An 11809-nucleotide genomic window follows, 5' to 3' on the forward strand; every position below is an offset into this window, starting at 1 on the left:
CCACCGAAGCGCCCATGGCCTCCCCATCCCCTGCGCCGTCTGGCGCTGTGGCCACCGTGCCGCCCGCTCACCCTGCGCCGCCTCCTGCCCCGGCATGGCAACCCTGGGCCCTGGCGGGCCTGGCGGTGGCAGCCGCCATCGGAGGCTGGTCGGGCTGGAGCGCCCAGCAACGGCTCAGCCAGCTCGAATCCGAACTGGTCCGCCGCCAGCAGGACAGCCAGACCCTGGCCCAGGAATCGCGCCTGCTGTCGAAACAGGCCCAGGAACAGGCCAAGGAAGCGGCCGCGCGAGCCCAGCTGCTGGAAACCCGACTGGCCGAAGTGGCGCTGCAACGCAGCCAGGTCGAAGACCTGGTCAAGTCGATGTCACGCTCTCGGGACGAAAACCTGCTGGTCGACATCGAGGCTGGCCTGCGCGTGGCCTTGCAGCAGTCGGCCATGACTGGCAGTGTCGAGCCGGTGATGACCGCCTTGCAAACGGCCGACGAACGCCTGGCCCGCGCCCAACAGCCCCGCCTGGAGTCGGTGCGTCGCGCCGTGGCCAAGGACATCGACCGGATCAAGGCCACCCGAGTCGCCGACCTGCCCACACTAGCCATCCGCCTGGATGAAGCCATCCGGCTGGTCGATGAAGTGCCTCTGGTCAGCGAACGCGTCAACGCCCCGGGGCCTTCGGCAGCCGCTGCGTCGGCCACGGCCTCGGCCAGCCAGACCGCCAGCGATGTACCGGCCGGCACCCTGGGCCAGCTGCTGCAATGGGGGCAGCAAGGGGTTCAGATGGTGTGGCGCGAAGCGCGCTCGCTGGTACGCATCACGCGCATCGATCGCCCCGAAAGCATGCTGGTGGCCCCCGAGCAGGCGTTTTTCCTGCGCGAAAACCTCAAGCTGCGCCTGCTGAACGCGCGCCTGGCCCTGCTCAGCCGCCAGACCTCCACCGCACAATCCGACCTGCAGCTGGCGCAGGGCGCCCTGGCCCGGTATTTCGACATGGGTTCGCGCAAGGCCCAGCTGGCACAGGGCCTGATGGCCGATGTGCTGATGCAGGCCAACCTGACCACCACGCCCCGCCCTGATGACACCCTGGCCGCCCTGGCGACCCTGGGTGCAGGCCGCTGAGGACATCGCCATGCGCACCATCGTCTGGCTGTTGATCCTGTCCGTCGCTGCCGTGGTGGCTGCCACCTCGCTCGGGGCCAATGACGGGCTGGTCAGCATCTACTGGCTGGGTTGGCGAACCGACCTGTCGCTGAACTTCTTCCTGTTCACGCTGGTGGTGATCAGCCTGGGGGTGTATTCGCTGGTACGCGGTCTGGACAGCCTGCTGGGCCTTCCTGAACGTGCGCGCCGCTGGCGCACCAGCCAGCGCGACCGTGGTGCACAGGCGGCGCTGCGCGAGGCCCTGAGCATGTACCTGGCGGGGCGCTACTCGCGGGCCAACAAGGCGGCCCAGCGCGCCGTGGGCATCCAGTCCGACAGCCCGGACCTGGCCCCTGACACCGAGTTCGCAGCGCTGGCGCATCTGCTGTCTGCCGGCAGCCTGCATCGCCTCCAAGACCGCAAGCAGCGCGACGAGCACCTCCAGCGCGCCCTCGACCTGTCGCGCCTGACACGCAAGCCTCGCGCTGTGGAGGAGGGAGCCCGCCTGATGGCCGCCGAATTCGCGGTGGAAGACCAGGACGTGGCCCGCGCACAGCGCACGCTGGCCGAACTGCCCGCCGGCGTGGCGCGTCGCACCCAGGCTCTGCGACTGCGCCTGAGCGCGTCGCGCCTGGCGCGCCAGCCACTGGAAGGCCTGCGCACAGCGCGCCTGCTCGCCAAACACCAGGGCTTCACCCCCGTGGCGGCGGAAGGGCTGATCCGCTCCCTGGCCTCCGAGGCCCTGTCCACGGCACGGGACACCGACCAGCTGCGTCAGGTGTGGCTGAGTCTGGACGGCGCAGAGCGCCAAGATCCCCTGGTGGTGGCGCGTGCTGCCACCCGCATGGCACGCCTGGGCGCACCGGCCGAGGCGCGTGCCTGGCTGGCCCCTCTTTGGGAGCGCCTGCCCCAGATGGGCAGCGAGGCGGTCGACTCCGTGGCCCTGGCCCTGGCCGAGGCCACGGATGGGCTGGAAACCGACTGGCTGGCTCGGCTGGACCGCACCCAGCAGACCGCACTGCGCGCCCCGGCCCTGGCGCTGGCCACCGGCCTGGCCCTGTGCGAGCGGCAGCTGTGGGGCAAGGCCCGCACCTTGCTGATGTCGGCCGCTTCGGACCGTGACCTGCACGCCGACCGCCGGCGACAGGCCTATGTGGCACTGGCTCGCCTGGCCGAGCAGGAACAAAAGATCGATGAAGCCCAACGTTTCTGGCGTGAAGCCGCGCTCATGAGCCCGCTGGTCCTCCCAAAAAAGTGAGCACTGACGGCGCCCAAATTCACACAGCGCCAAAAACATGCTATAGTTTCACCTCTCAGCGCGGCTGTAGCTCAGTTGGATAGAGTACTTGGCTACGAACCAAGGGGTCGTGGGTTCGAATCCTGCCAGCCGCACCAGAACACCAAGCCCGTGAACGCAAGTTCACGGGCTTTTGTGTTTTCAGGTCCCCCGCGGAAAGCGCCACGGCTGCTGCGCGGCGCCTCAAGTGTGAGGGGTCAGGTGGCCGCGCGCTGCGGCCGACGGCGCTTCCACCACAGCCCTGCCAAAACCACCGTGATCACGGCCGCAGCCAGCCAGGCCCAGTCGGTGGACGTGGCCGAACTGAGCAGGCGCGTGAGCTGCTCGGTGAACAGGGAAATGATGATGGTACCCGGCAGCAGACCCAAGGCCGTGCCAAGCACATAGTCACGAAGGCGCACTCGCAAGGCGCCGCAACTCAGGTTGATCAGCACGAAAGGTCCGACCGGGAACGCCCGTACGAACACCACGGCCCAGAAGCCTCGGCGCTCGACCAGAGCGGCCAGCCCCTTGAGCTTGCCGGTGTTCGACCAGCTGTCCATGGCCTGCGCCCCCAGGAAGCGCCCGACCATGTAAGTCACGGTGGCGCCACAGACCATGCCGCACAGGGCGTAGGCCATGCCGGGCCAGGGCCCGAAGATCAGGGCACCGGCCGTGACCAACAGGGCCACCGGTGCTGCCATCAGGCAGGCCAGCACGTAGCCGCCCAGCACCAGCGCCGAGCCCATGGGCATGGCCAGCAGCTGCTTGCCCCAGCGGGCCAGGGCGGCGGGCTCCAGGTGCTGGCGAAACGTGTCGTCGCGCAGCGCCCAGCTGACGCCCGCGATCACGCCGACGTACAGCAGCAAAACGGCCCAGCGAAGGCCTTTGAGCGCAGGAGAAGCAGACACGCGAAGGCCCCGGGCACACAGAAAACAACGATGAAATCAGTGTGCACCAGGCCCAGCTGGCTGAACAGCCGTGATTACCTTCACCCGGTTCATGGGGGTACCAGCGTGTCAGTGGGTCGCGGCCAGATCTTCGCTGAGCGCCGCCGCACCCTGCCCCAGCACAGGCACCCACAGCACCACGGTCGTGCCCGTGCCGTGCTGGCTGCTGAGCACCACCTGGCCCCCGTGCAGCTCCACGATCTCCTTGACGATGGTCATGCCCAGGCCGGTGCCCGGGATGTTGCCCGAGGTGTCGGCCCGGAAGAAGCGCTCGAACACCCGGGCCAGCTGCTCATCGGTCATGCCGATGCCATGGTCGGTGACCCGAATGCCGCATTCCTTGTGGCCATCGCGGTCACGCCAGACCAGGTCCAGCTCGATGTCGCCACCCTGGGGCGAATACTTGTAGGCATTCGACAGCACATTGGTGATGGCCAGCGACAGCTTCTCCGAATCCACATCGACATCGATCTGGCTGGGCGGCAGGCTGAGCTGCACCTTGCGGTCGTCGTTGTGGATCAGCAGGCCGCTGACCACCGATTCGATGATGGGCTGCAATGTCTGACGCTTGCGCTTGAAGTCCTTGCCTCGGCGCGATTCGATCCGGGCCAGGTCGAGCAGTTCATTGACCAGGTTGATCAGGACACTGGCCTGTCGGTGAATGGTCGACAACATGTCCTGGCGACGTGCGTCGTCGAACTTGCGCTTGAGCAGCAACTCGGTGAACCCGAAAATCGAGGCCATCGGGGTGCGCAGCTCGTGCGCCGCCATCGACAGGAACTCGCTCTTCATGCGGTCAACTTCCAGCTCGTGGGTGATGTCGCGGAAGTACATGACGGTTTCGTTGTCATGCCCGCCATGTCGCACCCGGCGCACCAGCGTGCGTGGCGTGGGGCTGTGCAGGTGCAGCAACTCGCGGCGGCTGCCCGGCATGCCGGAATCGTTTTCTGCGCCAGAGGTCTTGTCGTCCTTTTCCACCGAGGCGCACAGGGACATCAGGTGCTCTTCAAAGGCGTCCAGGCTCTGGCCCACCAGCGTGGTGGCGTCCAGGCCCGTCATGCGCTCGAAGGCCGGGTTCACGATGCTGAGCTCGCCGCGCTTGTCCAGCACCACAAAGCCATCGGGGCTGAGGTCGAACACGGCATTGAGCCGCTCGGTGCGCAGGTTCAGCACCTGTTCGGCCGCGATCCGGTCGGTGATGTCCGATGCGATGCCCACGTAATGCGACACCTTCTCGTCCAGCCCGCGCACTGGCGAAATGGTCAGCTCGTTCCAGAACAGCGAGCCATCCTTGCGGTAGTTGCGCAGCACCACCTGGCAGGGGCGGCCCTGCTCGATGGCCAGGCGCATGGTGGCAATGGCGGGCTGCTCCCGGTCATCGCGCTGCAGGAAACGGCAGTTGTGGCCCAGCACTTCGTGCACCTCGTACCCCGTGATGCGCTCGAAGGCCGGGTTGGCGAAGATGATGGGCTGCCCAGGCAGGCACATGTCGGTGATGAACACGGCATCTTCCGACGATTCCAGGGCACGCTCACGCAGCAGCAATTCCTGTTCGGCCCACTTGGCGTCGGTGGTGTCGCGCACGATGAAGGTGTTGATCACGTCCTTGTCCAGCTCGGACCGGCTGGCCGACACCGCGATCGGGAACTCGGTGCCTTCGGCGCGACGGCCTTTGCACTCGTACGACAGCACCCGGTTGGCAATGCCATGGTCGCGGAACCAGTCCTGCATCGATCGCCCTTCCAGGGCGGGCACCACAGCGCTCAGGGGCTTGCCGCGCAGGTCGTCCAGGTTCTGCCCGAAGATGCTGACGGTGGCCTGGTTGCACCACTGCACACGAGCCTGGTCGTCGACGGTGATGATGGCATCCGGGGCGGTGTCCACCACGGCGCGATTGCGCGATTCGCTGCGCTGCAGTTCAGCCGTGTTCTTGCGCGCCAGGGCCTGTGCCCGCAGCCGGATGGAAATCAGCACCACATAGGCGTACAGAGCCCCCAGGGTGGTCACGATGCCAGCTGCAGCAGCAATGCAGACACTGGCGTAGCGCGCCAGCCAGCTCATCCAGCCGTCCAGGTGCACGCGGCCTTCGAGGTGCAGCACCGGTCCGCCCAAGTCCCCTTGTGGCAGCAGCGCTGTGTGCCACACATGGGCCTCACCGGCTCCAGCGTCATCCTGATCGGAGGCCAACCGCGCAGACATCTGCCAGCCCGCCACATCCTGCAGCAAGGGCAGCAGAACGGTCTCGTCCACACGGGTGACCAGCCAGCCCGCCGGCCGGCCGTCGGGTTGCTCGGCCTTGGCCGGCTGCACCATGAGCCACAACACCCGGTTGCTGGTGTCGGTCAAGGCAGGGCTGATCAGGGGTTCGTCGTAGTGAGAGGCGGCCGCCACCTGCTGCGTCCAGAAGCGTTGCAACGAGGCGCGTGAGGTTTCGGCCAGTTTCTGCCAGCCCATGATCTGTGGGATCTCGCCGCCCGGGCGCAAGGCCACGAGCTCGCCCGGCGCGAAACCCGTGCCCGCGCTGGACGGCGGCAGTGGCCCCTGACTCCAGCGGTCGGCTGCGTGCACCAGCATCCAGCGACGGTACATGAGGCGGTCACCGGCCTGGGCCTGAATCTGGGAGGCCACGGCCCGAAAAGCCAGCTGCTCGCGGTGGAACGAGGTGTTCCACAAGGAAATGCACAACAGCAGCGTCAGCACGCTGCCCACCAGGACGATGCCCAGCACGGCCCGCCAGGGGCGACTGCCATCGGTCAGCTTCTCGAGCTTGTCCAGCGAGCTGAACACCAGCTTGAAGAAGAATCGATCTTTCGAGCGCTCGGTCATGGGCCGCTCCTCGGGTGGCGGCGCAGCGCATTGCCGGCGGCAGCGGTGCGCTCGTCAGGTTCAGGCCACCTGACTGACCATGCCTTCCACGCGGTCGATCAGCTCCAGCGGGCTGAAAGGTTTGACCAGGTAGGCGTCGGCGCCTGCCGCCTCGCCCATCTCCAGGTCGCTGGCCTGCCCGCGGGCCGTCAGCATGATGACCTTGATGTGCCGGAGTGCAGGGTCCTGCTTGATGCGCTGGCAGACCTGGTAGCCATCCAGCAGGCCGGGCATCATCACATCCAGCAGCATCAGATGGGGGTTCACAGCCTTGGCCATGGCCAGCCCCGATTCACCATCGTGTGCCTCGTGGATTTCGAAATCGCCAAACTCCAGCGTCATGCGGATGAGTTTGCAGATGTCTGGCTGATCTTCTGTGATCAGGATCCGATGGGTCATGGGGACCTCCTGGGGTCGGGTCAGATGGGTGCTTGACTGGTTGTCGACCGTTCAAGCTCACCCTGTAGGGCGCGTGTCAGTTGCCCTTGCCAGTGGTGGCTGGCGTGCGTGACATCTTGCGCGCCATCAGCTGGGCCATGTCTCGGGCATAGCGCTGGGCCTGCTCTACCGACAGCTGGGCATCCTGGGTGGCCGGTGCACCCGCTGGAATCTCCATCACGAAATCGACCGAGTCGAAGTCGTCTTCGATGCGCACATTGCCGCCATGCTGCTCCAGGATGCGCTGGCTCAGGGCCAGGCCAATGCCCGGGCGGGTGGTGCCCTGCTCGTAGCCATCGCCCACTCCGAAGGGCACAAAGGCGCCACGTCGCTCGTGGTTGGACACAAACAGGCCGCGGTTGCGCGCGCGCAGCAGCAAGCGGGTGCCAAGGGCCGAGATCGACAGCTCGATCAGGCCACCTTGCTGGGCGCTGCGGATGGTGTGTTCGAGGTACTCGACGAGCGCTTTGGACAACCAGGCGCTGCTGCCATAGACCGCCGGCAGATCGCCCTCCAGGCCCTCGGTGGCCACTGTCACCTCACGGGACTGGGCCAGGGGCATGGTCTCGCCCAGCACCTGCTTGAGCAGCTCTACCATGTTGATTCGTTCATCGCGCTGGATAGCGCCCTGTCCGAACACGCTGACCAGGTCTCGCAGCTTGCCCAGCTTGCCCGACAGGGCTCGGGCCTCCTGCACCAGCGGCAGCAGCTCGGGGTTGGCGCTGTTGGCCTGGGCCACGCTTATGGCCGTTGGCATCTTCTGGATCAGGTGTTCGATGGGTGCTGCCATCTCGGCCTCGATGTAGCCGATCAGGTTTTCCAGCGCCGACGAATACCAGCGCTCTTCGCTGACGTTGTTGAGCACCAGCATCAGGTCGCCACCCACCGGGGCATTGATCACCACCGCCCGGATGGTGTCAGGGTGTTCTTCCTGCGTGGTCAGCTCGAACTGGAAGGGCAGCTTGATCAGGTCCTGCCCCGCGGCCTTGACCGTGCGTTCAGCCACCGGGTCCATCAAGGGACTGCCCAGCAGACAAGGCGTCATCTGCACGGCGGCCTTGTTGGCATAGCGCACCGTGCCATTGCGTTGCAACCAGATGATGCCGCTTTTGACCTGGTCGAACATCAGTCGGAAGGCGTCATTCATGATGGGCTCCTTGGGTTGCAGCCTGACGCTGCAGCAGACAACGGCCGGCGCGGATGGCCAGCGCTTCAGGACTGACCGGCTGGTACAGCACCTGCACACCACCCGGCAGGTTCTGGGCCAAGCCGGCTGACAGATCGTTGGAAGGCAGAAGGGCGATCACTTCGAGGCGCGGCAGCACCTCGCAGCGCTCTAGCGTGCGCAGCATGTCCAGGCCGTCCATGCCAGGCAGCTCGAGGGTGGTCACCAGCAGGTCGGGCGCATCGCGCCCCACCATCAGCAACGCCACATAGCCGTTGTCGGCGACCTGCACATCCACCGCTGAGCCAAACACCTCCAGCGCCGACTGACACCCTTGCAACCAACTGGTGTCACGCGAGACCAGCAAAAGCTTCATGGGCGCTGCGGGCATTTCGGCAGTCGGGGCTGCTGTGGCCGGCAATTCAACTGGCGCCAAGGCCGGCACGGCGCGCAAGGCAGAGACTGGCTCGGCATCAGCCAGCCCCATGCTCATGGCCAGGGCCTCGACCGCGTTGTAGGGAATTCGACGGTGACCGCCGGGTGTGCGGGCAGCGGGCAGGATGCTGGCCTCCACCCACAGCTGCACGGTGCGCAGCGAGACCCCCAGCCTCAAGGCGGCCTCCCGGGTGGTCAGCATGCGGGCGCCGGGGCCCAGGGCAATGACTTGAGACATGGTGCGTACCTCTCGATCTGTCACCGGCGGGTGCCGGTTCGGTTCGCGTTTTCATTTTTGCGAGAACTGGCAGATCTGAGGGGTTTATCGGCCGTGCACCGGGCGCCTTGACGTGACGAATTGGCGCTTTGTGCGTTTGTGTGCGCACCTTCCCTCCACCTTGGCACAATCCGGGACATGAGCAAGGCATTCACCAAGGAATCGGACAGCGCTGACGACGAAGATGAGGTCGGCCTGCCACCGCTGCCAGCTGGCACGAAGAACTACATCACGCCACAGGGCTACCAGCGTCTGCGCACCGAGCTGCTGCACCTGATCGACAACGAGCGCCCCAAGGTGGTCGAAGTGGTGCACTGGGCCGCGTCCAATGGCGACCGCTCGGAAAATGGCGACTACCTCTACGGCAAAAAGCGCCTGCGCGAAATCGACCGCCGCATCCGCTTCCTGACCAAGCGGCTGGACATCGCGGAAGTGGCCGACCCCACCTTGCACCATGGCAACGACCAGGTGTTCTTTGGCGCCACCGTGACCTACGCCAACAGCAAAGGCGAAGAGCGCACCATCACCATCAAGGGCATCGACGAGGTCGACAACCTGCAGGGCGAGGTGAGCTGGGTCTCACCCATTGCCCGCGCCCTGATCAAGGCAAGGGAAGGAGACGAGGTCACCTTGATGACCCCAGGTGGGCTGGACAGGCTGGAAGTGCTGGAGGTGCGCTACCCGGCCCCGACACAGCCCGACTGAAGACAGCCCCAGCCCGTCAGGGCATCACACGCGAGGCCCGCAGCACCACCGGGCAGCGCTTGAGCGTGCGAAGCACATCTTGAAGGTGGTCGCTGTCGCGCAGCGACAGCGTGAGCTTGAGCTCGGCGGTTTCACCGAGGCGCTCGTCGCCCATCTCGATGTGGGTGATGTCGGTCTCGGCCGTGCTGATGCTGGCCGCCACCTGGGCCAGCACGCCTTTGCCATTGGCCACCAGGACCGAAATGGCGGTCTCGAACTGGCGGGTGGGCTCATCGGACCAGGCCACGTCGATCCAGCGTTCGGAATCGCGCTCGAACAGGCGCTTGCCAGTGCCGCACATCTGGGTGTGCACGACCAGGCCTTCGCCGCGCCCCAGGTAGCCGGCAATCGGGTCACCCGGGATGGGCTTGCAGCAGGGCGCCAACTGCACAGTGGCACCTTCGCTGCCGTCGATCACCACCGAGCCCTGCGCATGGCTGTCGTCTGCAGTGAACCGGCCCAACGTGAGCGTGAGCGCATCGGGGCGCTCTCCCGCTTCGGCCAGGGCCTGTGCGATGCGCTTGGCCACCATGGTGGCGATCTTGCGACCCAGGCCCACTTCGGTGACCAGGTCGTCGCGCGAGCGGTTGCCCCCCCAGCGGATCAGTTGCTGCCAGAGTTCGCCATGACGGCCCTCGCTGTGCTCGTCACCTGGCGGCAAGGTCAAGCCTTCGGCCCGCAGCGCCTGCGACAGCAGCTTCTCGCCCATCTCGAGCGACTCCTCCATCTCCATGTTCTTGAGGTAATGGCGGATCTTGGAGCGCGCACGGCCAGTGCACACGAAATTCAGCCAGGCCGGGTTCGGGCGTGCGCCAGGCGCGGTGATGATCTCGACCACGTCACCGCTGGACAGCTTGGCGCGCAGCGGTGCCGGCTCGCCATTGACCTTGGCCGACACGCAGCGGTCGCCCACGCCCGAGTGAATGGCGTAAGCGAAGTCGACCGGTGTGGCGCCCTTGGGCAGCGCCACGATGCGCGACTTGGGCGTGAGCACGTACACCGACTCCGGAAACAGGTCGATCTTCAGATGCTCCAGGAACTCGGCCGAGTCGCGGGTTTCGTGCTGGATGTCGATCAGCGACTGCAGCCAGGTGGCGTCTTCCTGTGGCGAGGCCGTGCGGGCAGAGCCTTCGCTCTCCTTGTACATCCAGTGGGCGGCAATGCCCTTTTCGGCCACGGCGTGCATGGCCTGCGACCGGATCTGGAACTCGACCGCGGTGCCCACCGGGTTCACCAGCGTGGTGTGCAGCGACTGGTAGCCGTTGGCCTTGCTGATGGCGATGTAATCCTTGAAGCGCCCAGGCAAGGGGCTGTAGAGCTGGTGCAGCACGCCCAGGGCGCGGTAGCAATCCAGCAGCTCACGCGTGACGATGCGAAAGCCGAAGATGTCGCTGACCTGGGCAAAGCTCAGGTGCTTTTCGAGCATCTTGTGATAGATCGAGTAGATGGTTTTCTCTCGACCATAGATCTCCACCTGCATGTCGGCGTCGTCAAAGGCCTTGCCCACCTCGCGCTGGATGCGCTCGACCAGGTCGCGCCGGTTGCCCCGGGTCTTGCGCACGGCCTTGGACAGCACGCCATAGCGCCAGGGGTGGATGTACTTGAACGACAGTTCCTGCAGCTCGCGGTAGGTCTGGTTCAGGCCCAGCCTGTGCGCAATGGGCACATAGATGTCGAGCGTTTCGCGGGCAATGCGGGCCTGCTTGTGCGGCGCCATGGCTTCCATGGTGCGCATGTTGTGCAGCCGGTCAGACAGCTTGATCAGGATGACGCGCACGTCGCGCGCCATGGCCAGCAGCATCTTGCGGAAGGATTCGGCCTGCGACTCTTCCTTGGTCGAGAACTGCAGCTTGTCCAGCTTGGTCAGCCCGTCGACCAGTTCGGCCGTGGGCGATCCGAAGCGCTCGATCAGCTCGATCTTGGTGACGCCGCAGTCTTCCATGGCGTCGTGCATGAGCGCAGCCATGATGGCCTGGGCGTCGAGCTTCCAGTCCGCGCACAACCCGGCCACGGCAATCGGGTGCGTGATGTAGGGCTCGCCACTGGCCCGAAACTGTCCCAGGTGGGCCTCGTCGGCAAAGCGGTAGGCCTCGCGCACGCGACGGATGTCGGCTTCATCCAGGTAATCGAGCTTGTGCAGCAAGGCCGCGAACGAGGCGGCAGACGGATCGAGAGCGGTCTGGGACATGGAACTACTTTAGCTTGGAAGCCTGACCCTTGTCTCGTGAAAGACATGGGAAAGCGCGACCCAGAAAAAAACCCGCCATGACGGCGGGCTTTTCAGGCGCCCGAAGCGGGCTCAGGCGCGAGGGGCAGCGATCAGGTCGGGACCTTGCGCAGCATTTCCAGGCCGACCTGACCGGCGGCCACTTCACGCAGGGCGGTCACGCCCGGCTTGTTGCGCGACTCGATCTTGGGGGTGTGGCCCTGGCTCAGCATGCGGGCACGGTAGGTGGCCACCAGCACCAGCTGGAAACGGTTGGGCACCTTCTGCAGGCAATCTTCGACGGTGATGCGGGCCAT

At 65.9% G+C, this 11809-nt stretch carries 10 protein-coding genes and 1 tRNA gene; 4 read left to right on the forward strand and 7 right to left on the reverse strand.

Translation table 11 applies throughout. The features are described 5' to 3' along the window. Positions 1-14: 14 nt before the first annotated feature. The 3 genes from EYS42_RS02920 to EYS42_RS02930 all read left to right on the forward strand — a co-directional run bounded on the left by EYS42_RS02920 (position 15) and on the right by EYS42_RS02930 (position 2531). The gene (locus tag EYS42_RS02920) at positions 15-1115 is read left to right on the forward strand and encodes a uroporphyrinogen-III C-methyltransferase (protein ID WP_130966336.1); all 1101 of its coding nucleotides are present in this window, start codon (positions 15-17) and stop codon (positions 1113-1115) included. Between the two features lie 10 nt (positions 1116-1125). Then, complete coding sequence (locus tag EYS42_RS02925; protein ID WP_130966337.1) at positions 1126-2394, forward strand: heme biosynthesis HemY N-terminal domain-containing protein; 1269 nt, start codon at positions 1126-1128, stop codon at positions 2392-2394. A 60-nt stretch (positions 2395-2454) separates the two neighbouring features. Beyond that, a tRNA-Arg gene (locus EYS42_RS02930) sits at positions 2455-2531 on the forward strand. A 99-nt stretch (positions 2532-2630) separates the two neighbouring features. Here the strand turns inward: EYS42_RS02930 and EYS42_RS02935 are convergent. The 5 genes from EYS42_RS02935 to EYS42_RS02955 all read right to left on the reverse strand — a co-directional run bounded on the left by EYS42_RS02935 (position 2631) and on the right by EYS42_RS02955 (position 8503). Continuing rightward, complete coding sequence (locus EYS42_RS02935; protein ID WP_130966338.1) at positions 2631-3323, reverse strand: TVP38/TMEM64 family protein; 693 nt, start codon at positions 3321-3323, stop codon at positions 2631-2633. Positions 3324-3431: 108 nt separating this feature from the next. After that, positions 3432-6188, reverse strand: coding sequence for a PAS domain S-box protein (locus EYS42_RS02940; protein ID WP_130966339.1), 2757 nt, complete (start codon positions 6186-6188; stop codon positions 3432-3434). A gap of 60 nt (positions 6189-6248) precedes the next feature. Then, entirely contained in the window at positions 6249-6626 is a 378-nt protein-coding gene (locus EYS42_RS02945) for a response regulator transcription factor (RefSeq protein WP_130966340.1), read from the reverse strand. A 76-nt stretch (positions 6627-6702) separates the two neighbouring features. Next, the gene (locus tag EYS42_RS02950) at positions 6703-7812 is read right to left on the reverse strand and encodes a sensor histidine kinase (RefSeq protein ID WP_130966341.1); all 1110 of its coding nucleotides are present in this window, start codon (positions 7810-7812) and stop codon (positions 6703-6705) included. Continuing rightward, complete coding sequence (locus EYS42_RS02955; protein ID WP_130966342.1) at positions 7805-8503, reverse strand: excisionase family DNA-binding protein; 699 nt, start codon at positions 8501-8503, stop codon at positions 7805-7807. Before EYS42_RS02955 ends, EYS42_RS02950 begins: the two co-directional genes overlap by 8 nt. Before the next feature lie 177 nt (positions 8504-8680). On the opposite strand from EYS42_RS02955, the gene greB reads away from it, so the two are divergent. Beyond that, positions 8681-9247: a transcription elongation factor GreB gene (greB, locus tag EYS42_RS02960; RefSeq protein ID WP_130966343.1), complete on the forward strand. Its 567-nt coding sequence runs from the start codon at positions 8681-8683 to the stop codon at positions 9245-9247. A gap of 16 nt (positions 9248-9263) precedes the next feature. On the opposite strand, the gene EYS42_RS02965 is transcribed toward greB, so the two are convergent. Next, the gene (locus EYS42_RS02965; protein WP_130966344.1) at positions 9264-11474 is read right to left on the reverse strand and encodes a RelA/SpoT family protein; all 2211 of its coding nucleotides are present in this window, start codon (positions 11472-11474) and stop codon (positions 9264-9266) included. A 131-nt stretch (positions 11475-11605) separates the two neighbouring features. After that, a complete protein-coding gene (gene rpoZ / locus EYS42_RS02970; RefSeq protein WP_130966345.1) occupies positions 11606-11809 on the reverse strand; it encodes a DNA-directed RNA polymerase subunit omega in 204 nt (67 codons plus the stop codon).

It is taken from the genome of Aquabacterium lacunae (genome assembly GCF_004310865.1).
Classification (GTDB): domain Bacteria; phylum Pseudomonadota; class Gammaproteobacteria; order Burkholderiales; family Burkholderiaceae_C; genus Aquabacterium; species Aquabacterium lacunae.